The organism is Pseudomonas fluorescens group sp. PF-69 (assembly GCF_054481235.1).
Map to the genome: position 1 here is coordinate 4,422,293 of NZ_JBTMNC010000001.1, position 25,403 is coordinate 4,447,695.

Below are 25,403 nucleotides of genomic sequence, written 5' to 3' on the forward strand. Positions count from 1 at the left end.
GCCCATAATGAACGCGCTGATCAGGCAGATCTCCGACAGTACTGTTCAGCAACGGGAAACACCTTCATGGATCGAAAAAAAGGCCCATCCGCCACCTCCGACTGGGTCATCCGCAGCGCTCGACCCGGTAGCGTCGAGCGTATCGAAGCGTGGTTCGGCAGCCACGGTTACGACCCGCACCGCCACGACACTTACTCGATCGGTCGCACCCTCGCAGGCGTGCAAAGCTTTCATTACAAGGGTTCGTTGCGCCACGGCGTTCCGGGCAACACCCTCGTGCTTCACCCCGACGAACTTCATGATGGCATGGCCGGCACCGACGCGGGTTTTCGCTACCGCATGGCCTACATCGACCCGGCATCGATCCAGAACGTTCTGGGTGGGGAACCCTTGCCCTTCATCGCCTGTGGGCTTTCGAACGATCCGCGCCTGTACCATGCCAGCCAGGCCTTCGTGCAAGCGGTGGACCATCCCTTGGAAACGCTGGAGGAGCAGGATGCCCTGTATGACCTGGCGATGGCGTTGCGTGCTGTCGCAGGCAAGCCGCGTGGCCGCAAGAGCCTGGATTACCGCTCAGCCGAACGCGCCAGAGCGTTCATCCTGGAGCATTTGCACCTGGGTATTACGCTGGAGATGCTCGAAAATGCCAGCGGGCGCGAGCGCTGGAGTCTGTCACGGGACTTCAGGGCGCTCTACGGCACCAGCCCCTACCGTTTTGTCACCCTGCGCCGCCTGGATCGCTTTCGCGGGTTGATCCTTGACGGCTTCACACTGGTTGACGCCTCCCTCGCCGCAGGCTTTCACGATCAAAGTCACATGACCCGACATTTCACGCGCTGCTACGGCGTGCCCCCCATGCGTTGGCTGGAACGCTTGCGGCCTGCCCGCTGACGTGCAGGATCGTACAAGATCGATGGGTTCACGGTTCGATAGGCTGACGACTTCCATTCAAGAGGATCTGTCATGTCTGAGTCCCGTCACCCACAAGCATCGCTTCCCATCAACCTCGCGCAAAAGGCTTCGCTGATCGAGCAGCAATGGAGCCCCAGAGTTGTAGCGGAAATGAACGACTACCAGTTCAAGGTCGTGCGAATCGAAGGCGAATTCATCTGGCACTCACACCCTGAGACCGACGAAGCGTTTCTTGTGCTGGAAGGCACCTTGCGCATCGACCTGCCAGAGGGCTGCGTCCACGTGAATCCGGGTGAACTCTATGTGGTGCCACGCGGCGTTGCACACCGGACCGCCGCGCAAGGTGAGGCGAAACTGATGATGATCGAGCCGCGAGGCATTTTGAACACCGGCCATGAAGAGGGCGAGCGAACGGCCTTGAACGACGTCTGGATATGACTCAACGCCGCCGTGCGCCATGGATTATCAAAAGACCTGGAAATATCCACGGGCGCACGCCGGGGTTTACGAGGCAGTCTCACGCGAGGCTTGTTCGAACCGTTCGCACAAGAAATCCAGCAATGCCCGTACCCGTGGCGCCAGGTAGCGGCTACGGGGGTAAAGCGCGTACACGGGGGCTTCGTCCGATTGCCATTGCGGCAGCACCAGACTCAAGCGTCCCGCCGCCAGGTCCGCGCTCACGTCCCAGATGGATTTGAGGACGATACCGTGGCCATCGATCGCCCATTGGCGGGCCAATGCGCCGTCGTTAGTCTCGCGCGCAGCCTCCAGAGGCACCTTGAACAGCATCACTTCCTCGCCACGGTGCAGGCGCCATTCGCTGGACCAACCCGACTGGCCGGCGACAATGTGATCGAAATCGGCCAACTGCTGCGGATGCTCGGGCGTGCCCTTGCGTTGCAGATAACTCGGCGCGGCGCACAGGACGCGGCGATTGGTGGCCAGGGGGCGGGCGATCAACGAGCTGTCCGGCGGCACACCGAATCGGATCACCAGGTCGACATCGTCCGCGATCAGGTGCGACAGCGAGTCGGACAGCAGCAGCGCCGGCACCACCTGGGGATAGCGGGCAGTGAACTCATCCAGCCACGGATTCAACACATGCCGGCCGAAATCCGAGGTGGCGGACACCCGGATCTTGCCGCGGATTTCCTTTTTCTCCGCTGACAGCGCCGCTCGCGCATCGTCCAGCGCCTGCAACGCCTGACGGCAATGTTGCAGGTAAATCCGCCCCTCATCGGTCAGCCGCAGTTGGCGGGTGGTGCGCTCGAACAGGCGAGTGGCCAGCGATGCTTCGAGCTTGAGCAAGCGGGCGCTGGCGGCGGCTGGCGACAGCCCCAGCTTGCGCCCTGCAGCTGAGAGGCCGCCCAGTTGGGCCGCTTCGACAAACAGGCGGATGGCATCGAGGTTATCCATCATTGTTCCAGTATTTTTGAAAATCCATCAAAGATTAGCCTAATTATCAAATTCGATCAGTAGTCGCAGACTGAGTCCATCCACTTCATTTGGCTCAGGAACGCTCACCATGACGACCCCTTCAACGTTGTTTGAACCCATCGCCTTCGCCGGCCTCAATGCCCCTCACCGGGTAGTGATGGCACCCATGACCCGGGCGCGCAGCAGCCAGCCCGGCGACATCCCCAACAGCCTCAACGCGCAGTACTACGCGCAGCGTGCATCGGCGGCCTTGATCGTGACCGAGGCGGCGCAGATATCCCCTCAGGGCAAGGGTTATTCCTTTACCCCCGGCATCCACACTGAAGCGCAAGTGGAAGGCTGGCAGGGCGTGACCGAGGCGGTGCATGCCCAGGGCGGTCGCATCTTCCTGCAACTGTGGCACGTGGGGCGCTTGTCCCATCCGGACTTCCATCAGGGCGCACTGCCAGTGGCGCCGTCCGCCGAACCCTTCGAAGGACAGATCTGGAAAGTCGACCCGGTCACGGGGCAGGGGGGCATGTTCGATAGCCCGACGCCTCGGGCGCTGACCAAGGCAGAGATCGCACAGATTGTCGACGACTTCCGTCAGGCCGCACGTCGGGCAATCCGGGCCGGTTTCGATGGCGTGGAGATCCATGGCGCCAACGGTTATCTGGTGGATCAGTTCCTGCGCACCACCTCCAATACGCGGACCGATGAATACGGCGGCTCGCGCAGCAACCGCCTGCGCTTTCTCAAGGAAGTGGTCGATGCGGTCAGCGAGGAAGTCGGGGCCGAACGCACGGCGATCCGCCTGGCCCCCTTTCTGACCGCCCGTGGCATGGCCTGCCCGGACATCCTCCCGACCATACTCGAAGCGGCCGAGTACCTGCAGGCCAAGGGCATCGGCTATCTGCATCTGGTCGAAGCGGACTGGGACGATGCACCGGTGTTCACCGAGTCGTTCCGTCAGGCGATCCGCCAGCGTTTCACTCGCCCGATCATCGTCGCCGGCAACTACGACCGGGCGCGCGCCGAGTGGGTGATCGGCCAGGGCTATGCCGACCTCGTGGCGTTCGGCAGACCCTTTGTCGCCAATCCGGATTTGCCGCTGCGCCTGGCGCAGGACCTGCCTTTGGCCCCGCTTGATCCCGCCACGCTGTTCGGCGGCACGGCCAAGGGCTACAGCGATTACCCTGCCATCACCAAGGAAGAAACCCCATGCGCTCGTTGATCACTGGCCTGTTGGCCGCCGCTGTCACTGCTACGGTTCTGGGCCAGCAGGCAGTCGCCGCAGAACCCACGCTGGTTACCCCCAAGGTGCTGATTGCCGATCCCGGCGCCAAACCTGAACAGGTCCAGGCGCAGACCCTCGCGGCACGGCGTTACGCAACGTTCTGGTCGTCCGGCGATCCGGCTCTGGCCCGCCTGGCACTGGCGCCCGACTTCATGGACCGCGCCTTGCCGCCGGGACGGGCACAGGGCATCGCCGGGCCCCTGGCGGCGTCCACGGCGTTCCACGCGGCCGTGCCCGACCTGAACTGCGAAGTGCAGCAGATGATCGTCAGTGGCGATCGGGTAGTGTCGTTCCTGCGCTTCACCGGGCACTTCACCGGCACGTTCAATGGCGTGAAAGGCCAGGGCCAGGCGGTGAATTTCATTGCCACCGACATCTACCGCATCGCCGATGGCAGGATTGCCGAGAACTGGCACCTGGAGGACAACCTGACGTTCCTGCAACAGATTGGCGTTATCGCTCCATGACATAGGTGCCGGGGGCAGGGCAGAGGGGCGGGTACTTGCGCGAGCCGAGCCTCTTCGGCGCCGGCCGGCTATCGCCCGAGCGCTGCCCGATCCATTCGCGCCAATGCGGCCACCAACTGCCTGGCTGGCGCTCCCCGGCGTTTTGCAGCCAGGTGTCCGGGGTCTCGGCGTCGGCAGGCGCCGCGTAGTAGAACGACTTGGGGTTGCCGGGCGGGTTCACCAGGCTCTGCAGGTGGCCGGCGTTGGACAGCACGTAGGTCGTGTCCTTGCCAAACAGCCGCGCGGTCCCATAGCAGCCCTGCCATGGAGTGATGTGATCGGTGGTACCGCCCACAACATAGGCGCCCACCTGCACCTGGGTCATGTCGATCGACTCACCGGCAATCTCCAGGGTGCCGGGGTTGCTGTAGGGGTTCTGCTGGATCAGGTCGAGGTAGTCCGCGTGCAGTTGGGCGGGCAGGCGCGTGGTGTCGTTGTTCCAGGCCAGGATGTCGAAGGCCGGCGGCTTGTTGCCCAGCAGGTAGTTGTTGACCCAGTAGTTCCAGATCAGGTCGTTGGGCCGCATCCAGGCGAACATGCGCGCCATGCCCTGGCCGCTCAGCACGCCCTTGCGCCGGGAGCTGGCCTTGGCCGCGCGCAGGGCGGACGGGGTGGTAAACAGCCCCAGGGTGGTGTCGTCCAGCGCCGAGGGCATGTCGAGCACGCACACCGCCCAGTTGGTGTTGACTACCTTGTGGCCTTCGCCACGGGCCGCCAGCCAGCCCAGGTAGGCCGCCAGGGTGATGCCGCCCGAGCAGGAGCCCCACATGTTCACATCCGGGCTACCGGTGATCCTGCGCGCCACGTCCACCGCCTGGTCGAGGCACAGCGCGTAATCGGACAAGCCCCAGTCGCGATGCTCGCGGGTGGGGTTGCGCCAGCTGATGACGAAGAGGTTCACGCCGCTGTCCTGGATCCACTGGATCAGGCTTTTCTCCGGCGACAGGTCGATGGCGTAGTACTTATTGATTTGCGGCGGCGACATCACCAGGGGCCGGGCATAGATATTTTCGGTGGTGGGCGCGAACTGCAGCAGCTCGAACATCTCGTTGCGAAACACCACGGCGCCCTTGGCCGTGGCGATGTTTTCCCCCACTTTGAACGGCGTGCTGTCGACCTGTCTCGGCAGCCCACGGTTGGTCAGCATATCCTCGCCGAACTGGCGGATGCCCCTGGCCAGGCTCATGCCTCCGGTGTCCACCAGCTTGCGCAGCGCCACCGGATTGGTCAGCGGCGAGTTGCTCGGTGCCACTGCATCGGCCAGGAGCGCTGCCACGAACCGCGCCTGGCTCTTTTCCAGCGGGGCCAGATCGGTGGAGTCGATGAAGCGGGTCAGCTCACTTTGGCCGGCCAGGTAGCTCTGCAGCAAGGCGCGCAGGAAGGCGTTGGATTGCCAGGCCGGATCGGCGAAGCGCTTGTCCTTCGGGTCCGGCGCGATGCTGGAATTGCCGCCAACGATGCCGCGCAGTTCCTTCAGGTAGCCACCCAGATGAGCGCCCGCCTTGAGCGGCGACTTGGCCACGGCCTTGAGCAGGTAGCCCGCCGAGCCGGCCAGATCTGCCGCGCGCACGCTGACCAGCGGATTGCCTGCCAGGGTCTGATCGGCAGCCGTGCCGATCAACTCTTGTTGCCGGCTGTTGTCCGGGAGATCGCCATCCTTGCGCGGTCGACGCTTTCGGCCGGTCGCCGGGGGGCGCGGGGTGGGGGTTTCGGTCTCGCTCGTTCGGGTGGATCTGCTCATGTCGGCCCTCGTGTCCGGTCTTGTTGTTTTGCACCGACTCTAGGGGGCAACGGGGGCGGCCATTTCACATTGCACGACAGCGAATTTTCATTTCATGACAAGGGCGATCGCGGGAACGCCGATTGCCCGGGTCGGGACGTGGTGGCTGACGTGCGAAATTCGCGACATTCGAGGACTGCGGCTGTTTCCTGGTGAACGCTGCGGAGATTGAAGCGGCAAACGCTGCTCAGCCTCTGCGGTCGACTCAACGACAGGCAGCGTAGTCATTTGATCGTAACCACGACCTTGCCCTTCACGAAAGGCTGGCATCGGCCCAAAAGCGGTCTGTTGCGAATGTTCCTTCTCGTACTTCACAACAGACCCGCATAGCAGGTTTACCCGCTGAACGCGAAGGGCGTTCAGGTCCGCGCCGTATGAAAGGTGATCGCGTAGCCATCGGGATCCCTGGCCACAAAGAAGCGACCGAATGGGCCGTCTGCGAGCGGGCTCAGGATCACTCCGCCTCGCTTGAGAATGAGGTCGTGCAGGACATCCGCGTCGTCGCACGCGATCCAAAGCACCATGCCGATACCGAGCGGACCCGTTTCCGGAAGTGCATGGATTGGCTCCCGCAGCGCCAGCGGAATCGGCTCGGTCTTGAAAATCGCTGCTCCGGGAGGACAGTGTGCCGACGCCTCGAAACCGAAAATCTCCAGGTAGAACGTGCGGGATGCCGCGAGGTTGCGCACTTGCAAGGCGATAAAGTCAGGTCCGATTGGAGTTGTCATATCAGCGTCCATCAATCAATATAAGGGACCTGACAATAATATAAGGGTCCTGATATGTCAAAGCCGAAGCTCGTGCCTCGAAAAGGGGGTGACTGGATTGGCTACAACCTGAAAATCACCCAACATCGATTGAGGCAGCGCCTGGACGCCGAACTTGCACAGCTCGGCATCACGGCGCCGCAGAACGCAGTTTTACTTGCCGTCGCCGGTAATCCGCAAATCTCCAATGCCGAGTTGGCTCGTGCGGCGTTTGTGACGCCGCAGACCATGCAGGCGATCCTCGTCAATCTTGAGCGTGGAGGCCTGATCACGCGTAGCCCGCACCCCAAGCACGGCCGGGTGATCATGACCGAGCTTACGGCGACTGGTCAGAAGGCAGTCGCCGACGGCGCGAAAGCTGCTGACGCAGTGGAACAGCAAATGCTCTCCACGCTGTCAGCTGAAGAAATCGAGCTTCTTCGCGAGTTGCTCAAGCGTTGCGCCGCCGCCTTGGACGATCAAACATCCGACAGCTAGGGATTAGCTTCAGAAAAAGCTCCCCTTTTTCGGAAAGCGGCTCTATGGCTAGCATCGCTTGATGCTGCCGCAGCGTGGGCGAGTGCCAGAGCGGTTCTGTATTCCAAATAGGAATGCAATATATAAAATTAATGAATTTTTATTATCGCTTTTTATGGCCTAAGTTGGTTCAAGGACATGGAGAACCGCCTTGAAATCATTACCACTCAACTCAGCTGAAAAGTTTGATAACACACGGGCCAATGAGTACGGACGACAGAGCCGTATCGCACTGGCAGGTTATGACGCCTGTCAGGACTTGGCGGCGTGCATGCTCGCGGCAAGCCTTGGCAATATGGGCTCGGCAAAAATACTGGTAGTCGGTGCTGGCGGTACGGCGCAGGAGATCATCGCGATGGCCGCGCTTGAGCCGGGCTGGCGTTTCACCGCCGTTGATCCATCTGGGCCGATGCTTGAAACCGCGAAACAGCAGTTAGCCGTGAACAACTTGCTTGAAAGAACGGACCTGCATCTTGGGCACGTTGAAGACTTGGCGGCCGATGAGTCCTACGACGCAGCCACTTTGATCGGTGTACTCCATCATCTCGATGGGGATGATGCCAAAGAACAAATTTTACGATCCATTCGGGCTCGTCTGAAACCGGGAGCCCCACTGATTGTCGCCGGCAATCAATATGCCTATGCCAGCCAGCCGTTACTCCTCGCGGCCTGGGGGCAACGCTGGCGGCAGCACGGAGCCAGCCCGGACGAAGTGAAAGTCAAGCTTGGTAAAATTCTTCAAGGCGCTGACCCTCCACATTCTGAGGCGGCGGTTCAGAAGCTTTTACATGACGCGGGTTTCGGGGACGCTACCCGTTTTTTCAGCAGCCTGTTCTGGGGTGCCTGGTTGACGTGTAAAACAGTCTGAACAGCAATGTGAGAGGCGGTTTCTGGCTGATTGCTAGCTGCCATTCATCTTCACCTGTTCATCATGTCGCCATGATGTGTGTCGCCTTCCATCGCATCCTCCGGCGTCCTGGCGGCGACTTGCTGAACAGAAAAAGGGGGGCAGATTCATTTTTACAGAAATAAAATCAGTCCCCCTTTTTCAATGATCCAGCCGGTGTCACCCCTTGGTCAGATCAACCAACGGCGTCTGCCGCACCTCAGTCTCCCGCCCATCCTGAATCTCGCTCACCTGCTTCAAGGCCTTATCCACTGCCGCCTTATCCGCCAACAAGCTGTAGCTGATGCGGAATTGCTTGTGTTCCTTCGGCCCAATGGTCGGTACCAGGTTCAGTGGCCGCTGATAACGGCGGTTGTAGGAAAAACTTGTCCCCGGCTCCAGCCCCGTGACATAGCCCTGGCCTTGGGTATCGGTGTTTTTCCACAGAGAAAACACGGGCAGTGTTTGAGTGTTGAAACCGACCGAAACACCCAGGCTGCCGGCCTTGTTATGCAACACGGTCAACGTATCGCCCTTGGCATCGGCATACGGCACCACGTTGTAAACCGTTTCGTCGTAGTCCTTGGTCGGTGCGCGGTAGGTTTGCCAGTCGGGCAGATCGCCCTTGGCCTTGTCGTTGAACGGCGACACCTGTTTCACCGGCGCGGCGAAACGAGCACCCTGCTCCAGGAACGGGGTGCTGAAGTTACTGTGATACAGCGCCTGGTATTCCTTCGGATAGTCACCGTTGTTGGTCAGGGTGTCGTTGAGGGCGAACACAACGCTGCCGGGTTCGGTGACCAGTTCGGTCGCGACGGAGAAGTCGACCTTCTTGAACGCCTGCTCTTTCAGTTCACCGCGCAGGGTGATGGCGTACGGTGGTTTTTCATCGATGTGCAGGGTGACTGTGTTCGCAGGAATGTTGGCGGCCCGACCGTGCAGGGTCAGCAGTTCGCCGTTGTCGACGCCGGGGTGGCCGACCCATTCGTATCCGCAGCGGGTGACCAGCTCATTGAAACCTTCCAGCCAGCCCAGACCACCGCGGCCATTGAGTTCGATAAAGGACGGATTGACCACTTCCTTGACCGGCGAATCCCAGCCCATGCGCACATTGCCAACCGAGGCCTGCAAGACGTTCATTCCGCGAGTCGGCACTACCGAGAGTTTCATCGTGCCGTTATCGATGTCGACGATGCTGACGCCCTCCTGCCGACCGCCGTGCAAGGTGCGCAGGGTGACACTGAAGGGTTTGTCGGTTTTTACGCCGAGTTGCTGGCTGGTGACCTGCCAGTTCTGGGCGGCTTTATCGGTGTCGAGCAGAACGTAATCCCAGGCCATGGCGTGGGAGGCAGCGGACAGTGCGCTGAGGGCAACAAAGAGTTTGAGCGGAATCATGGCAGCAGCCTTTCTTGGAGTTGTGCCATTTTTATAGACTTGATGAAACGTTTCAGCAAGCTTAAAAATTAACAAAACATCGGCATACGACAAGAAAGATTTGGGACGAATCGGAAAATTGAGTCGATGCCATTGCGAGCAAGCGCTTTCCCTTATGGTTCCAAACATGACGTCCCGGGCGACCCGCGTCATATTCGTCGAAGGTCAGCGCCCTGGGCCGGCAGTGCCCAGGGCGGGAGGCCTTCCTGGCGTTCACACGTTCGGTATGTGCTGCGGGCAAGATGAGGGCTTAGTCAACCATCACCTCGTCCAGTGCCTGCTCGAGGGTGCTGACCGTGCGCTCGATATTGTGCAGCTTTTCGAGTCCGAACAGACCGATGCGGAAGGTCTGGAAGTCGGCCGGTTCGTCGCATTGCAACGGCACGCCTGCGGCGATCTGCAGGCCGTGGTTGGCAAATTTCTTGCCATTCTTGATGTCGGCATCATCGGTGTAGCTCACCACTACGCCGGGGGCCTGAAAGCCGGCTGCGGCCACGCTTTTGATGCCTTTGCCGGTCAACATGGCGCGCACCCGATCGCCCAGCGCCTGTTGTTCGCCGCGGACCTTGTCGAAGCCGTAGGCTTGCGTCTCTTTCATCACTTCGTTAAATCGCGCGAGGGAATCGCTGGGCATGGTCGCATGGTAGGCATGTCCGCCCTGTTCGTAGGCCTGCATGATCTGAAGCCACTTTTTCAGGTCGCAGGCGAAGCTGCTGCTCTGCGTCTGCTCGATGCGTTCGAGGGCCAAAGAGCTGAACATCACCAGGGCGCAGCAAGGGGAGGCGCTCCAGCCTTTCTGCGGTGCGCTGATCAGCAGGTCGACTGCGCATTTGTGCATATCAACCCAAAGCGTGCCTGAGGCGATGCAGTCCAGCACGAACAGGCCACCCACCGCATGCACGGCGTCGCCGACGGCCCGCAGGTAGTCGTCGGGCAGGATAATCCCTGATGAGGTTTCAACGTGGGGGGCGAAGACAATCTGCGGCTTCTGCGCCGCAATGGCTGCCAGCACTTCGTCCAGAGGGGGTGGGGCGTAGGCAGCCTGGCGACCCGTGTCGACCGGTCGGGCTTTCAGCACTGTGGTGGCCGCCGGGATGTTGCCCATCTCCAGGATCTGGCTCCAGCGATAACTGAACCAGCCGTTGCGTATCACCAGGCATTGCTGGCCGGTGGCAAACTGTCGCGCCACCGCTTCCATGCCGAATGTGCCGCTGCCCGGGACCACCGCAACAGCCTGGGCGTTGTAGACCTGTTTCAGGGTCCTGGAGATGTTCTTCATCACGCCTTGAAATGACTGCGACATGTGGTTGAGCGAGCGGTCGGTATAGACCACTGAGTACTCGACCAGCCCCTCGGGATCGATACTGGGATAGAGCTTTGACATGGATGACTCCTTTGGCAGAGATATCAGTGGTATCGACCCTGCCCTAAGCCCTGGCAAATGACAAGATTGCTCGGGATTGAATGGCGACATCTGTCGAGCGATGGGCATCATCAGGTCGATTAATGGACGTGGCAATGCTCGCAGGTGGCTGCTGAGTTGTGGGAGGGTGGGCCTTAAAGGTTCCAACCTCCTTACGTTCGGTCGATAACGACCCGTTAAGAAGGGCGGCAGCCGACTCAGAGCGGACGGTGGCGCCAGGCAATAAATGGCCGCAAGCAGACGTTCATCGCCGCAGCATTCAGGAAAATGCAGCTTCTATAAATGCTTCTAACGCCTTGTCTTCCAGGATTTCGATAGAGAAGTGCCCGAAGCGCTTGGGCAACCAGATAATGCGTGTCCCGGACGGGGATTGCAGGTTCGCGCGGGCCAATGGCTTTCCGTTTTCGTCTTCTGGCTGAACACCGGCGACCATCAGTTCGTCGTAGGCCTTCTCGATGTCCGGCGTCGAATAGCAGTGGCGATAAATCATCCCTTCTCCCGAGGAGTCCAATAGCTCCCTCAGGTTCCCCGCCAATGGCTGTACCAACATGAAACGCTCCTGACCGATCAGCGCAATCGCGTAGCGCACGTGCAGATCACCTCGTTCCCAAACGAGCGTTTTGGAGATCCTGGCATTGAGTATCTGTGCGTAGTAAGCACAGGCCTCTTCGAGATTATTGACCAGTACATCTACGTGACTGAACTTCAGATCCATTGCAGCCTTCCTGTTGAACCGACGTCCATGTTAAGCCGGACCCGCTCAGAGTTCGATGGATTTCATGAAGCTATATTGTTGGTGTAGAAGTGCGCCAATCCGGCGATAAACCAGCGTTCAAACTGAGGTAACCGAGGGGTTGTCCATCGCTGGAGGCGAATCAAAGTGACTGTCCGCTCCTGGGCGATCGCTACCCGCAATTCATCCCTCACCTGTTCATCATCTCGCCATGATGTGCGTCGCCCTCCATCGCGTCCTTGCCATGGTCGGAAAGCTGGGCGTCAAACCACTGGTGGAGCGCCGCTATCAATGCTGGATCGGAGGTCTTGAAGAGCAATTGGGCGCCGCCTTCAATGTCGCTGTAGTCGATCTCGATTTGTCCGGGCTTGGCGGCTTTCAGTTCCGCGAGGCCGGGCATGTCCTGGCCATGGATGTGCGCCGGGCCTGAAAAATCACCTTTGAGAAACCGCTGCTGGATTTCCTGGAGGTGCTGGCGAACCAACTGCACTTGTGTCGCATCTTCCGGCGTTTTGGCGACGACTTGCTGAATGCCGCCTTCGGCGGTTTTGCTGAAGACATGGGTTGTCGCTGCGAGGCTGAACGGCATGACATCCTTGCCGCGACCTGCCACCTCGGCTTGCCGCTGGGCGTCGGCATGCGAATGGTCGAGGGTCTGAGCGTGCAGGTTTGCAGCCAGCGTCCAGAGCACTGTTAAGGCGATGGCCGTTTTTAGCACGGTCTTTCTCCAATAGAGGCAGGGCGTCGAGCCGATGCCGGCGCTTCAATCCAGCAGGCGCGTGAACGCCGCGACGCCCACAGGCGGCGTACCGGATCAATCACTCAGTGTATCGGCCCAGGCGGGACGGCTGGAATCATGCGCCACCCTTCGGCGCACTGGCGCACATTCGGGTAGTAGCCTCGGGCGGAATCGCAGTAGTACCAGTTGGCGGCGGGTGGAGGGGCGGGTGGCGCTGAAGCCGCAGTCCCGGGAGGTGGGGCAACCATCACTGGTGGTGGGCTGGCCTGGTAGTAGTACACCGGCGGGGCCGGATAGTAATAAACCGGGTAGGCGGGGTAGTAATACGGGTTGAAGACGTGCGCAGCTTCCAGCCCAGGCCCAAACCAATGCCCAGGCCCCACCATCCGGCATCCCCGCCATGACCGCCATGTCCACCGCCATGGGGCCCGGCATTGGCCGGTAGCGCGAAACTGGTGACCAGCAGGATGATGCCTGCCAACAAGCACCGTCCGATCAGGCTTGATTTGTTCATTTGGGCTCATCTCGACACCGAGGGGTCAATTCGAGCATAGGAGCCGGCAGGGTGGGGCATCTGATCCACATCAGTAAACGGATAGACAAGAGAGCAAGGGGATGGATGGTCAATCGCGACCTCGACGTCAAAACGTGGTCAAGCGACGGCCAGCAAACGGCCCTGACAACCCGGTCTTTTCTTGTGAGTAACGTCGAGGTGCCAGGCAACAGGCTGCCAGTACAGTGACAGCACAGAACAAGGCAATTACAATTTGATTAACATCCAGCGACTCGAGCGATTGAATACCCCATGGAAAGCAAGACTGCGCGCCTGACCGTGCTCATTGACCCCGTCAAGAAAAAAGCGTTCGAGGAACTCTGTGCAGCACAAGACCTGACGTCTTCGCAGGTTGTCCGGCAACTGATTCGTGACTATCTGGCCACTCACGGCGCCAGCTATACGACCAAGAGCAAGCATGCCGCCAGTACCAAGTCATGACCCAAACTGGCCGTTAGTCTCTAGAGGGTCGACGTACCCTCTACGTGACTGACCGCTTTGGCCAGCGCGGTGTTGAAGTCGGCGTGGTAATGCTCCGGGCCAATGTCTTGCAGGATACCCACCCTGTCGAGCTTGCCGAGCACCTTCGTATTCGCCTCGCAAAGCTTTACCACGATATTGCGCTTGTGCAGCTGCTGGATGACTTCCTCCAGCACTTGCAAGCCCGTGATATCCATAAACGGCACGCGCTTCAGACGGATAATCAACAGACGTGGGTCTGTATGGGTCTGTGCCAGCACTCGCTCGAAGGTCTCGGCTGCAGCAAAGAACAGTGGCCCTTCAATCGTGTAGATCAGTATCCCTGGCGGCAAGTGCGCATGGCCATTGGCTCTCAGCTCTTCTTCAAACTCGTGCTCGACGACCTGTTGCACCTCCACGGATGAAGCCATGCGCCGCATGAAATGCAGCATGGCAAGAATGACACCGATATTTACGGCGATCACCAAGTCACTGAACACTGTGAGGCTGAAGGTGATGAGCAGAATAGACACATCTGCGCGTGGGGCTCGCTGGACCATGCGCTTGAAATGTTTCAACTCGCTCATGTTGTACGCGACCACGAAAAGAATGGCGGCCAGGGCGCACATTGGGATGTTTGCAGCCAGGGGTGCCAGAAACAGAATAATGAACACCAGGGTGACCGCGTGCGTAATGCCGGCCAGCGGGCTTGTGCCGCCGTTACGGATGTTGGTGGCAGTACGGGCAATGGCTCCGGTCGCTGCGAAGCCGCCAAACAAAGGCGTGACCAGATTGGCAATCCCCTGACCGATCAGTTCCTGATTGGAATCATGCTTGGTACCCGCCATGCCATCGGCCACCATTGCAGACAGAAGCGATTCGATTGCTCCCAGCATGGCGATAGTGAAAGCCGGACCAATCAAATCGATGACGCGAGAGAGCGTGATTTCAGGCAGGCTTAACGCTGGAAGACCTTGAGGTATGCCACCAAACGCGCTGCCAATCGTGGCCACTCCTTCGAAATGAAAGGCTGACTGTATCGCCGTAGCGACCGTCATTGCGACCAGCGGGCCAGGCACCCGTTTGAGGCCGGGAATTTTGGACGCGGTGACGACCAGGAACAGACTGAGTGCGGCCAGCAGGGTAGTGGCTATATGAAGATCCGGGAGCGCCTGTAGCAAATGCCAGAGCTTTTCATGGAAGTGCTCTCCACTGATCGCCGGTAAGCCGAAAAAGTCTTTCCACTGTCCGACCCAGATGATCACGCCGATGCCGGCGGTGAATCCGACGATCACTGGATCGGGGATAAACTTGATGATTGCACCGAGCCGGGCGACCCCGAGCAATAACAGCATGGCGCCCGCCATCATCGTAGCGATTTGCAGGCCGTCAACCCCATGCTTGGCCGTGACGCCCGCCAGAATCACGATGAACGCACCTGTTGGCCCTGCAATCTGCAAGCGGCTCCCCCCAAAGAGCGAAACCAGCAGGCCGCCAATGATTGCGGTGTAGATGCCTTGTTCAGGCTTGACGCCAGAGGCAATGGCAAACGCCATGGCCAGGGGGAGTGCCACGATCCCGACTATCACGCCAGACACCAGGTTGCGGAGCCAGTGCTTTCGACCCAACAACCCCGCCTTCCATGCCTCACCTATCGCAATCACGGCTAGCTCCTCAGTGGATGCATGTGCATAATATTAACATGCAGTGATAATTTAAATACCTTGGAACCACTGCTTCGTACGGCTGGAGATGTGGCCTGTAAAAGCTCGGACGGACCTGAGCGGGCATACACTGCATATAGAGAATTTTGAGAAAGCGCGTAGCGTGGTGACAGACATGAATCGCAAAGCTGTGAAAAGCAAACATGCCGAAGGCGTAACCTTTGACACCCACTTGATCGCAAACCCGACCAATCCCAAGGAGTGGATCGTATTCTTCAAGAAGGACGCCGGGAGGAGTTATTTTTTGGTTGATGACAATGAAGAGGTCGAGTCTTTCGGACATCTGGATGACTTGATCGCCGAACTTCGAGATCTGGGCCTCAAGACCGCTGAAATCCATATCTGACCTTTGGATGACGCCTTGGCGATGGTGACCCTCGATGTGATCAGCCGGCGTTCATCCATGGGTGATCGGTACAGGCAGGTCGAACCTGCCCCAGCCTGTCTATCTGTGTGTTCTGCATAAAAAACATCCTTGCCGCGACCTGCCACCTCGGCTTGCCGCCGGGCATCGGCATTCGAATGGTCCAGGGGCTAGGCGCGACGGCAGTTTTTTTAGCTCGGTCTTTCTTTCATTAGAGGCAAGGCGTCGAGCCGATACTGGCGTTTCAATCCAACAGGCGCGTGAGCGCCGCGACGCCCACAGGCGGCTCTGCCGTCCAGGGCACAACGATGACTGCATGCCGGGTTTGGTCGGCGACGCGCGCCATCTGTTTGCGCTCGCTCTCCAGTCGCGCTCGCAACAACGGGTCTTGGGTGTCCGTGGCCAGTAGCGACTTGTTGACCACCCACGCAAAGGGTTCGATGTTGGCCCGGCGCAAGTCATCCTGCAGCGCTGCGGCCTGAGACACGGGCGTGGCTTCGGGCAGCGTCACCAGGATGATTTTGCTGTAGTGCGCATCCTGCAGGCGCATCAAGGGTGTGACGATGTGGTCCGAGGTCTTGCCTTCGAACGCCCGAACCATCTGGCGGTGATAGGCGCCAGTGGCATCCATCAGCAGCAGCGAGTGTCCGGTGGGGGCGGTGTCCAGCACCACGAACGAGGTTCTGGCTTGAGCAACCACGCGGGAAAACGCATGGAAGACGGCGACCTCTTCGGTGCAGGGGGAGCGCAGATCCTCAATGAGCAAGGCTGTCTCATCTTCGGTCAAGGTCGGCGCGCGGGACGCTACGATCTTGTCCACGTATTTTTGGGTTTCGAGCTTGGGGTCGATGCGGCCGACGCTGAGTCCCTGCACATCGGCGTTGAGGGTCACCGCCAGATGCGCCGCAGGGTCGGTCGTACTCAAATGCACGGATTTGCCGCGCTGGACCAGGCCTAACGCGATGGCGGCGGCAATGGTGGTTTTGCCAACGCCACCTTTGCCCATGACCATGATCAGCCCGCGCTCGTCCTTGGCAAGCTCGGCAACCAGTTCCGAGAGCCCGTGATATTCGAGGTGTGATGGCGCTTGGGATGCCGGGCTTGTTGACCGGGCAGGCTGCGGGTCAAGCAGCCCGCGCAGCGCGGGCAAGCCAACGGAATCCACAGCCTTGAGGGGAATGTAGTCGACGGCCAGCGGGCGCAGCGAAGCGGGCATCTCGTCGAGCGCCTGTTGGCCAATGGCCTCGATGGCGGCAGCAATCGGGTCATTCAAGTCGCTGCGTTTGAACACGGCGTTCACGACCAGACGCTGATTTTCCAGACCCAACTCACGGAGTTCTTCGCAGGAGCGCGCCGCTTCGGCGAGCGCGCCTTTATCGGGCCTGGCTACGAGCACGACGGTGGTCAGGGCAGGGTCATTGAGCGCAGCCAAAGCCTGATTGAACAGCTGCTCCTGCATTTTCAAACCCGAGTGCGGCCCCAGACAGGACGCCCCACGATCATTGCCTTCCAGAAATCCGCTCCACGCTTTGGGCAGGCTCAACAGCCTGAGCGTGTGCCCTGTGGGAGCGGTATCGAACACGACATGGTCATAGGCTGCGCCGCCTTGCGACAAGAGGTGGGAGAACTCATCGAAGGTGGCGATTTCGGTCGTGCAGGCCCCCGAGAGTTGCTCACGCACCAGCGCAATGTCTTGATCGCTGGCTTGCGAGCCCATTTGCTCGATCACTCTGGCTCGGTAGTCGGTGGCTGCGGTTGCGGGGTCAATGTTGAGCACAAACATGCCAGGCACGTCCGGCACCGCGACAGGCTGATTGCTCAGCTCGATGCCGAGCATCTCATCAAGGTTCGAGGCGGCGTCCGTGCTCACCAGAAGCACGTTCTTGCCTGCGTCCGCCAACGCGATGGACACCGCCGTGGAGACCGACGTTTTGCCAACCCCGCCCTTGCCGGTGAAGAACACATATTTGGTGGGCTGATCGAGCAGTTTGATGGTTGGCTGCATGGTCACTCGGACCTCTCCTGCGGAGCACGACTGGGGATCTGAGTTTAGACCGATGCCCGGCATTAAAAACATTGTCTTATGAGCCAGGCGGAACATTCAGGGGCTTGTTGAAGCGCCCTACAACTCACTTCCTGAAAGCTACAGGACCTTGCGTCGTTGCCTACGGTTACGCCAGAATCCGCCGGCTTGTGCACCTCGGGGCTGCTCGGTAACTTGGTTCGCGTCACTGCGCATCAGTGATCGGGTTTAGTCGCCCTGTGGTGTATCGAAGCGCATCTGCATCTGGATAGTCAGGTCATGTCAATGCCTGCATTTCATGGTAGCTGTGCGCAGGGCGCCTTCGGGCGCGCCGGTTTGGTACTCCCCGGTCGACTAACCTGCGTACAGCTGCCACCCCTTGTTTAGTCGCAAGTGATGACGGCTCCACGTTTTTGGAGACCGCACATGATTAAGCCTTCACCCAATCCCCCGGACGCCGCTCCGACTTCCCCGGGCGAACCCGCCCCCGATTTTCACATCCCTTCGATCGCCGACATCAAGGCCACGCCGCGCACACCCTGCAGCCTGTTCAGCGTCGACCCCGAGGCCACGGCCGAAACCCTGATGGTGTACCTGGTCGAGACGCTGGCCTCGGTCGATGTGATGGTCCATCAGTTGGTCGATCATCTGGACGGTGGGTCGCGTCATGCGTTGCTGGGCATCTCCAACAGCATCATGCTGGCGGAAATCACGGCGAACCGGGTGCTGGATCAGATCGATCCGCGCGAGTAGGGCCACCCTGGGTGAGTGACCATCAAAGCGGCAGGGGCGGCATTGCGCCGCCCCTGTTCAAGCGACGGGCCACTGCGGCTCATCCATGGCCGAAGCGACCCATCAGTGACCCGCGTTTCACTTCAGGTCGAAGCGATCCAGGTTCATCACCTTGGTCCACGCCGCCACGAAGTCGTGGACGAACTTCTCTTGCGCCCCGGCGGTTGCATAGACCTCCGCCAGTGCCCGCAATTGCGCGTTGGAGCCGAACACCAGATCGACGCGAGTGGCGGTCCATTTTGGCTGGCCGGTCTTGCGGTCGCGACCTTCAAACTCTTCATTGGCCTCCGAGACCGGTTTCCATTCCACCCCCATGTCCAGCAGGTGGGTGAAGAAGTCGTTGGTCAGCGCTCCCGGCCGCGTGGTGAAGACGCCATGGGCGGTTTTTCCGACGTTGGTGTCGAGCACGCGCAGGCCACCGATCAGCGCGGTCATTTCCGGTGCGGTGAGGGTCAGCAGTTGCGCCTTGTCGATCAGCAGCTGCTCGGCCGGCACGCGGTAGCGGGTCTTGAGGTAGTTACGGAAACCGTCGGCGATGGGTTCGAGAAAGCCGAACGACTCGACATCGGTCTGTTCCTGGCTGGCGTCCATGCGTCCTGGCCGGAAAGGCACCGTGACGTTGTGCCCGGCGGTTCGCGCGGCTTGTTCGACACCGGCACCGCCGGCCAGCACGATCAGGTCGGCCAGCGACACTTTCTTGCCACCGGTATTGAACTCGTTCTGGATGCTCTCGAGTTTTGCCAGCACCTTCGCCAGTTGTTCCGGCTGATTGGCCTGCCAGGACTTCTGTGGCGCCAGACGCAGACGCCCGCCGTTGGCACCGCCGCGTTTGTCAGAGCCGCGGAAGGTGGAAGCCGCCGCCCAGGCCGTGGAGACCAGCTCTGAAACCGTCAGGCCCGAAGCCAGCACCTTGCTCTTGAGCGTGGCGATGTCGCTGTCGTTGATCAATTCATGGTCGAGGGCAGGGATCGGATCTTGCCACAGCAGCTCTTCGTCAGGCATTTCCGGGCCGAGGTAGCGCGAAAGCGGCCCCATGTCGCGGTGGATCAGCTTGAACCAGGCGCGGGCGAAGGCGTCGGCCAACTGGTCGGGATTGGCCAGGAAGCGTCGGGCAATCGGTTCGTAGATCGGATCGAAGCGCAGGGCCAGGTCCGAGGTGAGCATGGTCGGATCACGCCGCTTGGACGGGTCATGGGCATCGGGAATGATGCCGGCGCCCGCGCCGTTTTTCGGTTTCCACTGGTGCGCGCCGGCCGGGCTCTTGGTCAGTTCCCACTCGAAGCCGAACAGGTTTTCCAGGTAGTTGTTGCTCCATTTGGTCGGGGTGGTGGTCCAGGTCACTTCCAGGCCGCTGGTGATGGTGTCGGGCCCTTTGCCGGTGCCGAAGCTGTTTTTCCAGCCCAGGCCCTGTTGTTCCAGGCCGGCCGCTTCGGGCTCTGGCCCGACATTGTCGGCAGGGCCGGCGCCGTGGGTCTTGCCGAAGGCGTGGCCACCCGCGATCAGCGCCACGGTCTCTTCGTCATTCATGGCCATGCGGCCGAAGGTTTCGCGGATATCCAGCGCTGAAGCCACCGGGTCCGGTTCGCCTTCCGGGCCTTCCGGGTTGACGTAGATCAGGCCCATTTGCACGGCGGCGAGGGGGTTTTCCAGGTTGCGACCTTGCGCAGTACGGCTGTCCTCGTTTTTCCCCGGCTCGGCGACGAGCGGCACATCACCGGGCGCCTGCACGGGTTTGCTGTCTTCTTTGCCGTAGCGCGTGTCGCCCCCCAGCCATTTGTTTTCCGAGCCCCAGTAGACGTCCTCATCCGGTTCCCAGACGTCCGCGCGGCCGCCGGAAAAACCGAAGGTCTTGAAGCCCATGGATTCCAGGGCGACGTTGCCCGTGAGCACGATCAGGTCGGCCCAGGAAATATTGCGGCCATATTTTTGCTTGATCGGCCAGAGCAGTCGGCGCGCCTTGTCCAGGCTGACGTTGTCCGGCCAGCTGTTGAGCGGGGCAAAGCGTTGCTGGCCGGAGCCGGCGCCACCACGGCCATCACCGGTGCGGTACGTGCCGGCGGCGTGCCAGGCCATGCGGATGAACAGGGGGCCATAGTGGCCGAAGTCCGCCGGCCACCAGTCTTGCGAGTCCGTCATCAGTGCGTTCAGGTCATTCTTGACCGCCGCGAAGTCCAGGGTCTTGAAGGCTTCGGCATAGTTGAAACCCTCACCCATGGGGTCGGACAGGGGCGAGTGCTGGTGCAGGATCCTCAGGTTCAGTTGGTTGGGCCACCAGTCGCGGTTCGTGGTGCCACCGCCGGCGACATGATTGAACGGGCATTTCGATTCAGTTGCCATGTGTGCGCTACCCTCGGTCGTGTCCATGCCGCCATCCGGCCCGGTGCGGGCGGGAAAACGGCAAGTGAAATCAAAGACTCAGGCGGCGGGCCCGGCAGGTCGATCAACGGATCGTCGGGGTTGCGCGGGCATTCATGACAGTGGCAATCGATGTGCCGACAGATCACCCACGGTACGCCTGGTCGGTTTCTGACTCATTCTTGTCTCGATATCAGGTCTCGGCCGGCCAGAGTGCACCGGCAGAAGCTAATGCTAGTCGCCCATCGGCAAGTCAGCTAATAGTCGCAGTATTGGCAGGTGATAGGCGCAATCTCTTAGCCCTGCACAGAGTGTTGCAGGCGTTGCTTGGCAATGTGCCACAATAGCTGTTCGTTACGGCATCACGATCAGGCGGATTGAATGGATGGCCTTGGTTTTCGGCACGAGCAGGATCGTTACATTGCACAGCAGGTGCACATGGATCGATTGAATCAGTTGTTTCGCCAATCGGTTTCAGCAGTTTTCGGCAGTTTTCTGGCCGTGATCATGTTGAGCTGGCTGTGTTGGGATCGTTTTGATCACAACGTGGTTTTCTGGTGGATAGCCCTGCTGACGGGGGCGACCTTGATACGCATTCTGATGTTCGTGGTGTATTTCCACAGCCCGGCAGCGCTGCGCACGCCGCAGCGCTGGGAACTCAAGTATTGGCTGACGCTGGTGTTGTCCGCTGGCATCTGGGGTGCTGGAGCGTTGGCGGTCATGCCCAGGGACGACCTGTTGGCCCAGGCGCTGGTCATGTTGTTTACCGTCGGCATGTCCGTCAGTGCGGTGTCCTGTTACTCGGCCTACCGCTACATGACGGTGGTGTCGATTTCCCTGGTGCTGTTGCCTTGCACCCTGTGGCTGCTGTTCCAGCCGTCAACCCTGCAAATCGGGATGGCCGTGGCGGTCCTGGTGTTCGCTTCATTCGTGTTCAGGGCCACCAGCAGCCTGGCCAATGCGGTGGAAACGGCCTTTCGGCTAACCCGCGAAATGGAGCTGGCACACAGCATTTCCACGCGCGCGGCACAAACCGATGAGCTCACCGGCCTGAAAAACCGGCGGGCTTTTTTCCAGCATGCCCAGCAGGTCTATAGTCATTGCCGAAATTACCAGTTGCCGCTGTGTGCGGTCATGCTGGACATGGATCACTTCAAACACATCAACGACACCTACGGGCACCAGATCGGCGATCAGGTCCTGCGACAAATGGGTGTGGTGATCGGCCAGTCCTTTCGCGAGGGCGACATCCACGGTCGACTGGGCGGGGAGGAATTCGCGGTGTTGCTGCCCAATACCTCCATCGAGACTGCCCAGGGCATTGCCGAGGACCTCATCCAGTCCATTTCCGGGCTGATGACCGGCCCGGTTCACTGCATAACGGCCAGTGTCGGTGTGGCGGTCATGGTGCCTGGCGACAATGATTTGCACAGTTTGATGTGCAACGCCGATAAAGCGCTGTACCGCGCCAAGGCCCGTGGGCGCAACCAGGTCGCGGTGGCCGAGTAGCGCCCGGTAGCACCGGCCGGGTGCTCATCCCAGTATGAAATACACCTTGCGCACCGCCGTGAGGTTTTCCCAGGTGCCTTGAAATCCGGCGGCAACCACGAACGAAGAACCGGGGCCAAAAGTGCAACTGACACCCTGCGCGTCGGTCAGGCGTACGGTGCCTTCAAGGATATGGCACAGCTCGTCGTAATCGCATTGGCAGCGTTCCAGATGCGGGCCGGCTTCCCAGATGCCGGCCACGGCGTTTTTCTGCGGGGCCACGAAATGGCGCCAGCTGCTGCTGCGATAGGGCGCATCGACAATGGCCGGGTCATTGACTTCGAGCTCATTGGGGATCAGCTGCGGGTTGGCGAAGTTGATCACGTGCTGGGGCAGGGCGCTGGACATGCGGTTCTCCGGTTCAGGAATCGAAGCCGATACCAAAGGCATCGAAGGTTTTGAGCAACAGGTCGCGATGACCATCGCGGTCTTCCCGGGCCAGCGAGCGCTGCGCCAGCTTCACCCCGGCGTAGCGCAGTGGCTCTGGCGGAAAACGGAAGGGCGCCCTGGAGGTCATCATCAGTTCTGTTCGTTCGGTGGCTTCGCCGGCCAACAGGTCGAGCATGTTCAGCGCGGCAAAACGGCTGGCCGACACGCCTTGTCCGGTGAAGCCGAGGGCGTAGGCCACGCGACCCTGCAGGTCACAGCCGGTGAACATCGTGGTGCGCGCGGAGGTGTCGATGATGCCGCCCCAGGCATGGCTGAAGCGCACGTCGCGCAATGGCGGGAACGCCTGGTGGAACTGCTCGGCGAGGCGCTTGAAGCTCGCCGGTCGTTGCGTCAGCGCTTCATCGCGGCGGCCACCGAAGTGATAGATGGCGTCGTAGCCGGCCCAGAGTATGCGGTTGTCGGCGGTCTTGCGCAGGTAATGGAACTGGTTGCCCGAATCGGCGATGCCGTAGCGGCCGGTCCAGCCGATGGCCTGCAGTTGCTCATCGCTCAGCGGCTCGCTGACCAGGCTGTAGTCATATACCGGGATCACGCTGGAGGCCAGGTGTCCGAGCAGCGGCGGGGCGATGTTGGTCGCGAGGGCGATTTGCCCGGCTTCCATCCCGCCGTTCGCCGTGCGCAAGCGCAGACGGTCGCCGGTGTTCTGAAGCTCCAGCACCGGGCTTTGCTCGAACAACCGAATGCCCTGCTTGAGGCAGACCCGACGCAACTCGGCGGCCATCTTCGCCGGGTTGAGCAGCGCGTAGTTTGGTTCGAACACCCCGGCACCGTACAGCGGTGAGTCCAGGCGCTGTGCCAGTGCGCGGCCTTCAAGCCATTCGCACTCAATGCCGAACCGGGCGTAGTTGCGTTGCATCGAGCGCAAACCCTCGACCTGCCAGGGTTGGCTCGCCAGGTTCAACTTGCCTTCGCGCTCGAACTCGACCTGCATGCCGAAGTGCTGCAGGTCGGCCGCCAACTCGTCGAGGTTCTGCCGTCCCAGGCGGATCAGTCGCTCGGCTTCCTGGGGCCAGCGTTTCAGTGCATTGGAAACGCCATGGGAGATGCTCGGCGCGCAGAAACCGCCGTTGCGTCCGCTGGCTTCACCGCCGCAGTGCCGTGCTTCGATGATCGCGATGTTCAGGGTTGGCCAGCGTTGACGAGCCAACAGCGCCGTCCACAACCCGGTGAAGCCGCCGCCGACAACGGCCAGGTCGCATTGCAGGCTGCCCGCCAGTGGCGATGCGCTTGGCGCCTGTGCGACGGTGTCCTGCCAGAACGGGTGGGCTTGTACGTTGTCGAGCGAGTCGTGGTGCGGTGGGGACTTCATTCAGCAACTCCGGCGTTGTGGGGGGGCAATGGTCGGTCAGCTGTCGGGCAACGCCAGAATCGCCCGTGCCGCAAGGTCGGTGCCGCGAATCGCCTGCATGCGCTCGCTGAACGCCTTGAGGCGCTGTTTCATCTCGTGGTCGGCCAGCAACTGTTCGAGGGCGGCGGGCAGTGCCGCCAGCGGATCGGCGAAGCGTGGCAGGTAGCGTCCGACGCCGACTTCCTCGGCGCGCGCGGCGTTGTCGTGGCCATCCCAGCAGTAAGGGATGATCAGTGACGGCAAGCCGAAGTACAGCGCTTCGCAGAAACTGTTGTTGCCGCCGTGATGGATGAACAGCTCGCATTCCTTGAGCACCGCCGGTTGGGCAAACCAGCTGTCGAGGTACACGTTGTCCGGCACGGTGGTGTACATGTCGCGGTAGGCGCCGACGTTGATCAGGAAGCGATAGGGCAGGGTTTCGACCGTGCCGATCAGTCGTTTCATCATCTCGGTGTCGGCAGCACCGAGGCTGCCGAAGCTGATGTAGATCAGCGGCGCTTCGTTGTGCCGCGGAAAGTCAGGAACGATGTAGGGCGCTTCGCGGCGCACGCAACCGTCGAGGTAGACGTAGCGTTGCGGGTCCAGAGGTTGCTGGCGTTCGTAGCGCACCGGCGTCGGCGACAGCAGCAGGTTGAGCCACGGCGAGTCGACGAGGAACTGGCCGGGCGGGCAGGGTGGCGTGCCGTTGCTGGCGAGAAACTGCGAAAAGCGTTCATGGGCCAGTGCGACGGCTTTCAGGTAATGCTCGGTGAAGCGCTCGCGGCCTTCGACATCACTGGCCAGGCAACCGGACAGGTAGGGCGGCACGGCGGCGTCGGGGAGTTCGGTTTCCGCGCAGGAGACCATCCGCACCCAGGGGCAGCCGGCGTTGGCGATGGCCGGAAACATGACCACGTTATCGAGGACGATCACATCCGGTTTCAGCCGGCCGAGCAATTGCTGCAAGGGTTTTTCCGCTTCGATCGCGGTGTCGATGATCGCGTCCCAGGCCGGTGCCACGTAGCTGTCGATCTGTTCCAGCGGGGTCTGGTCGAAGTAGGGAATGTTGCGCTCGATGAAGCGCTCCCAATAGTGCTGGTGCTCCGCCGCCGACAATGGGCTGGCTTGCGGGATCGGGTACTCGTCGAAACCGTATTCGGCGAAGAGTCCCCGGAAATGCTCGTGGCAAATGAACACCGGTTTGGCGCCCAGCTCGCGCAGCGATTGGGCGATACCAATGCAGTTCAAGGCTGCGCCGAAACTGGCTTCTGGAAACAGGGCGATTAATTTTTGTGTGTGCATGGCGCCGCCAGATCCAAGGCGGGAAAGTCCCGCCGTTTCTGAAGATGATTTGATGCTGTCTTATTTTATAAAAAAAATCATCAAGTTTTTTGAGGTG

General features: G+C 60.6%; 23 protein-coding genes. 10 read left to right on the forward strand and 13 right to left on the reverse strand.

The features are described from left to right. Positions 1 to 66: 66 nt before the first annotated feature. Entirely contained in the window at positions 67 to 891 is an 825-nt protein-coding gene (locus tag ACX3YF_RS20870) for an AraC family transcriptional regulator (RefSeq protein ID WP_458974184.1), read from the forward strand. Between the two features lie 72 nt (positions 892 to 963). Beyond that, positions 964 to 1,350 carry a cupin domain-containing protein gene (locus ACX3YF_RS20875; protein WP_130211121.1) on the forward strand — a complete coding sequence of 129 codons (387 nt, stop codon included), beginning with the start codon at positions 964 to 966 and terminating at the stop codon, positions 1,348 to 1,350. A 66-nt stretch (positions 1,351 to 1,416) separates the two neighbouring features. On the opposite strand, the gene ACX3YF_RS20880 is transcribed toward ACX3YF_RS20875, so the two are convergent. Further along, positions 1,417 to 2,328, reverse strand: a complete 912-nt coding sequence (locus ACX3YF_RS20880; RefSeq protein WP_130211120.1) for a LysR family transcriptional regulator — start codon at positions 2,326 to 2,328, stop codon at positions 1,417 to 1,419. A gap of 109 nt (positions 2,329 to 2,437) precedes the next feature. Between ACX3YF_RS20880 and ACX3YF_RS20885 the strand changes: the two genes are divergently transcribed. Together ACX3YF_RS20885 and ACX3YF_RS20890 are read left to right on the forward strand one after the other, a co-directional pair. Further along, positions 2,438 to 3,562: an alkene reductase gene (locus tag ACX3YF_RS20885; RefSeq protein WP_458974185.1), complete on the forward strand. Its 1,125-nt coding sequence runs from the start codon at positions 2,438 to 2,440 to the stop codon at positions 3,560 to 3,562. Continuing rightward, positions 3,550 to 4,092, forward strand: coding sequence for an ester cyclase (locus ACX3YF_RS20890; protein ID WP_090462678.1), 543 nt, complete (start codon positions 3,550 to 3,552; stop codon positions 4,090 to 4,092). The genes ACX3YF_RS20885 and ACX3YF_RS20890 overlap by 13 nt, the downstream gene beginning before the upstream one ends. Here the strand turns inward: ACX3YF_RS20890 and ACX3YF_RS20895 are convergent. Together ACX3YF_RS20895 and ACX3YF_RS20900 are read right to left on the reverse strand one after the other, a co-directional pair. After that, positions 4,079 to 5,872, reverse strand: coding sequence for an alpha/beta fold hydrolase (locus tag ACX3YF_RS20895; RefSeq protein WP_458974186.1), 1,794 nt, complete (start codon positions 5,870 to 5,872; stop codon positions 4,079 to 4,081). The two genes, ACX3YF_RS20890 and ACX3YF_RS20895, sit on opposite strands and share 14 nt — an antisense overlap. A 398-nt stretch (positions 5,873 to 6,270) precedes the next feature. Further along, positions 6,271 to 6,639: a VOC family protein gene (locus ACX3YF_RS20900; RefSeq protein WP_448646894.1), complete on the reverse strand. Its 369-nt coding sequence runs from the start codon at positions 6,637 to 6,639 to the stop codon at positions 6,271 to 6,273. A gap of 54 nt (positions 6,640 to 6,693) precedes the next feature. On the opposite strand from ACX3YF_RS20900, the gene ACX3YF_RS20905 reads away from it, so the two are divergent. Continuing rightward, positions 6,694 to 7,155 (forward strand): MarR family winged helix-turn-helix transcriptional regulator, encoded by a 462-nt coding sequence (locus tag ACX3YF_RS20905; protein WP_448646893.1) that lies wholly within the window; start codon positions 6,694 to 6,696, stop codon positions 7,153 to 7,155. A 190-nt stretch (positions 7,156 to 7,345) separates the two neighbouring features. Next, complete coding sequence (locus ACX3YF_RS20910) at positions 7,346 to 8,062, forward strand: class I SAM-dependent methyltransferase (protein WP_198132777.1); 717 nt, start codon at positions 7,346 to 7,348, stop codon at positions 8,060 to 8,062. 198 nt (positions 8,063 to 8,260) lie between these two features. Here ACX3YF_RS20910 and ACX3YF_RS20915 read toward each other — a convergent pair whose 3' ends face one another. The 4 genes from ACX3YF_RS20915 to ACX3YF_RS20930 form a co-directional block, all read right to left on the reverse strand. Beyond that, positions 8,261 to 9,475, reverse strand: a complete 1,215-nt coding sequence (locus ACX3YF_RS20915) for an aldose 1-epimerase family protein (RefSeq protein ID WP_458974187.1) — start codon at positions 9,473 to 9,475, stop codon at positions 8,261 to 8,263. Between the two features lie 289 nt (positions 9,476 to 9,764). Continuing rightward, entirely contained in the window at positions 9,765 to 10,898 is a 1,134-nt protein-coding gene (locus ACX3YF_RS20920) for an alanine--glyoxylate aminotransferase family protein (RefSeq protein ID WP_458974188.1), read from the reverse strand. 298 nt (positions 10,899 to 11,196) lie between these two features. Further along, positions 11,197 to 11,652, reverse strand: a complete 456-nt coding sequence (locus ACX3YF_RS20925) for a VOC family protein (RefSeq protein ID WP_130211112.1) — start codon at positions 11,650 to 11,652, stop codon at positions 11,197 to 11,199. Positions 11,653 to 11,860: 208 nt separating this feature from the next. Then, on the reverse strand, positions 11,861 to 12,388 hold the full coding sequence (locus ACX3YF_RS20930) for an aspartate carbamoyltransferase (protein ID WP_130211111.1): 528 nt from the start codon (positions 12,386 to 12,388) through the stop codon (positions 11,861 to 11,863). A gap of 826 nt (positions 12,389 to 13,214) precedes the next feature. Here ACX3YF_RS20930 and ACX3YF_RS20935 point away from each other — a divergent pair. Next, a complete protein-coding gene (locus ACX3YF_RS20935; protein WP_130207055.1) occupies positions 13,215 to 13,403 on the forward strand; it encodes a ribbon-helix-helix protein, CopG family in 189 nt (62 codons plus the stop codon). A gap of 20 nt (positions 13,404 to 13,423) precedes the next feature. Here ACX3YF_RS20935 and ACX3YF_RS20940 read toward each other — a convergent pair whose 3' ends face one another. Then, a complete protein-coding gene (locus ACX3YF_RS20940; RefSeq protein ID WP_130207057.1) occupies positions 13,424 to 15,085 on the reverse strand; it encodes a SulP family inorganic anion transporter in 1,662 nt (553 codons plus the stop codon). A gap of 175 nt (positions 15,086 to 15,260) precedes the next feature. On the opposite strand from ACX3YF_RS20940, the gene ACX3YF_RS20945 reads away from it, so the two are divergent. After that, positions 15,261 to 15,491: a hypothetical protein gene (locus tag ACX3YF_RS20945; protein WP_047538824.1), complete on the forward strand. Its 231-nt coding sequence runs from the start codon at positions 15,261 to 15,263 to the stop codon at positions 15,489 to 15,491. A gap of 262 nt (positions 15,492 to 15,753) precedes the next feature. On the opposite strand, the gene arsA is transcribed toward ACX3YF_RS20945, so the two are convergent. Then, positions 15,754 to 17,610 (reverse strand): arsenical pump-driving ATPase, encoded by a 1,857-nt coding sequence (gene arsA / locus ACX3YF_RS20950; protein WP_458974189.1) that lies wholly within the window; start codon positions 17,608 to 17,610, stop codon positions 15,754 to 15,756. A 348-nt stretch (positions 17,611 to 17,958) separates the two neighbouring features. On the opposite strand from arsA, the gene ACX3YF_RS20955 reads away from it, so the two are divergent. Further along, positions 17,959 to 18,285: a DUF6124 family protein gene (locus ACX3YF_RS20955; RefSeq protein ID WP_198132772.1), complete on the forward strand. Its 327-nt coding sequence runs from the start codon at positions 17,959 to 17,961 to the stop codon at positions 18,283 to 18,285. A 117-nt stretch (positions 18,286 to 18,402) separates the two neighbouring features. Here the strand turns inward: ACX3YF_RS20955 and katG are convergent, their stop codons facing one another. Further along, complete coding sequence (katG, locus tag ACX3YF_RS20960) at positions 18,403 to 20,661, reverse strand: catalase/peroxidase HPI (protein ID WP_130207261.1); 2,259 nt, start codon at positions 20,659 to 20,661, stop codon at positions 18,403 to 18,405. A 399-nt stretch (positions 20,662 to 21,060) separates the two neighbouring features. On the opposite strand from katG, the gene ACX3YF_RS20965 reads away from it, so the two are divergent. Continuing rightward, positions 21,061 to 22,188 (forward strand): GGDEF domain-containing protein, encoded by a 1,128-nt coding sequence (locus ACX3YF_RS20965; RefSeq protein ID WP_130207061.1) that lies wholly within the window; start codon positions 21,061 to 21,063, stop codon positions 22,186 to 22,188. 24 nt (positions 22,189 to 22,212) lie between these two features. Here ACX3YF_RS20965 and ACX3YF_RS20970 read toward each other — a convergent pair whose 3' ends face one another. The 3 genes from ACX3YF_RS20970 to ACX3YF_RS20980 are packed head-to-tail and all read right to left on the reverse strand — an operon-like array spanning position 22,213 to position 25,306. Further along, positions 22,213 to 22,575 carry a cupin domain-containing protein gene (locus tag ACX3YF_RS20970; protein ID WP_458944909.1) on the reverse strand — a complete coding sequence of 121 codons (363 nt, stop codon included), beginning with the start codon at positions 22,573 to 22,575 and terminating at the stop codon, positions 22,213 to 22,215. Between the two features lie 13 nt (positions 22,576 to 22,588). Next, positions 22,589 to 23,986, reverse strand: a complete 1,398-nt coding sequence (locus tag ACX3YF_RS20975) for an NAD(P)/FAD-dependent oxidoreductase (RefSeq protein WP_458944910.1) — start codon at positions 23,984 to 23,986, stop codon at positions 22,589 to 22,591. A gap of 36 nt (positions 23,987 to 24,022) precedes the next feature. Then, the gene (locus tag ACX3YF_RS20980) at positions 24,023 to 25,306 is read right to left on the reverse strand and encodes a nucleotide disphospho-sugar-binding domain-containing protein (protein ID WP_458974190.1); all 1,284 of its coding nucleotides are present in this window, start codon (positions 25,304 to 25,306) and stop codon (positions 24,023 to 24,025) included. Positions 25,307 to 25,403 lie beyond the last annotated feature (97 nt).

Excerpts from the sequence above, each read along its gene's own strand:
- ACX3YF_RS20945 (WP_047538824.1), top strand. The coding sequence starts at position 15,261 with ATGAATCGCAAAGCTGTGAAAAGCAAACATGCCGAAGGCGTAACCTTT.
- ACX3YF_RS20980 (WP_458974190.1), bottom strand. The coding sequence starts at position 25,306 with ATGCACACACAAAAATTAATCGCCCTGTTTCCAGAAGCCAGTTTCGGC.
- ACX3YF_RS20955 (WP_198132772.1), top strand. The coding sequence starts at position 17,959 with ATGATTAAGCCTTCACCCAATCCCCCGGACGCCGCTCCGACTTCCCCG.
- ACX3YF_RS20935 (WP_130207055.1), top strand. The coding sequence starts at position 13,215 with ATGGAAAGCAAGACTGCGCGCCTGACCGTGCTCATTGACCCCGTCAAG.
- arsA (WP_458974189.1), bottom strand. The coding sequence starts at position 17,610 with ATGTTCCGCCTGGCTCATAAGACAATGTTTTTAATGCCGGGCATCGGT.
- ACX3YF_RS20900 (WP_448646894.1), bottom strand. The coding sequence starts at position 6,639 with ATGACAACTCCAATCGGACCTGACTTTATCGCCTTGCAAGTGCGCAAC.
- ACX3YF_RS20975 (WP_458944910.1), bottom strand. The coding sequence starts at position 23,986 with ATGAAGTCCCCACCGCACCACGACTCGCTCGACAACGTACAAGCCCAC.
- ACX3YF_RS20925 (WP_130211112.1), bottom strand. The coding sequence starts at position 11,652 with ATGGATCTGAAGTTCAGTCACGTAGATGTACTGGTCAATAATCTCGAA.
- ACX3YF_RS20915 (WP_458974187.1), bottom strand. The coding sequence starts at position 9,475 with ATGATTCCGCTCAAACTCTTTGTTGCCCTCAGCGCACTGTCCGCTGCC.
- ACX3YF_RS20875 (WP_130211121.1), top strand. The coding sequence starts at position 964 with ATGTCTGAGTCCCGTCACCCACAAGCATCGCTTCCCATCAACCTCGCG.
- ACX3YF_RS20895 (WP_458974186.1), bottom strand. The coding sequence starts at position 5,872 with ATGAGCAGATCCACCCGAACGAGCGAGACCGAAACCCCCACCCCGCGC.
- ACX3YF_RS20965 (WP_130207061.1), top strand. The coding sequence starts at position 21,061 with ATGGATGGCCTTGGTTTTCGGCACGAGCAGGATCGTTACATTGCACAG.
- ACX3YF_RS20870 (WP_458974184.1), top strand. The coding sequence starts at position 67 with ATGGATCGAAAAAAAGGCCCATCCGCCACCTCCGACTGGGTCATCCGC.
- ACX3YF_RS20970 (WP_458944909.1), bottom strand. The coding sequence starts at position 22,575 with ATGTCCAGCGCCCTGCCCCAGCACGTGATCAACTTCGCCAACCCGCAG.
- katG (WP_130207261.1), bottom strand. The coding sequence starts at position 20,661 with ATGGCAACTGAATCGAAATGCCCGTTCAATCATGTCGCCGGCGGTGGC.
- ACX3YF_RS20920 (WP_458974188.1), bottom strand. The coding sequence starts at position 10,898 with ATGTCAAAGCTCTATCCCAGTATCGATCCCGAGGGGCTGGTCGAGTAC.
- ACX3YF_RS20880 (WP_130211120.1), bottom strand. The coding sequence starts at position 2,328 with ATGGATAACCTCGATGCCATCCGCCTGTTTGTCGAAGCGGCCCAACTG.
- ACX3YF_RS20890 (WP_090462678.1), top strand. The coding sequence starts at position 3,550 with ATGCGCTCGTTGATCACTGGCCTGTTGGCCGCCGCTGTCACTGCTACG.
- ACX3YF_RS20885 (WP_458974185.1), top strand. The coding sequence starts at position 2,438 with ATGACGACCCCTTCAACGTTGTTTGAACCCATCGCCTTCGCCGGCCTC.
- ACX3YF_RS20905 (WP_448646893.1), top strand. The coding sequence starts at position 6,694 with ATGTCAAAGCCGAAGCTCGTGCCTCGAAAAGGGGGTGACTGGATTGGC.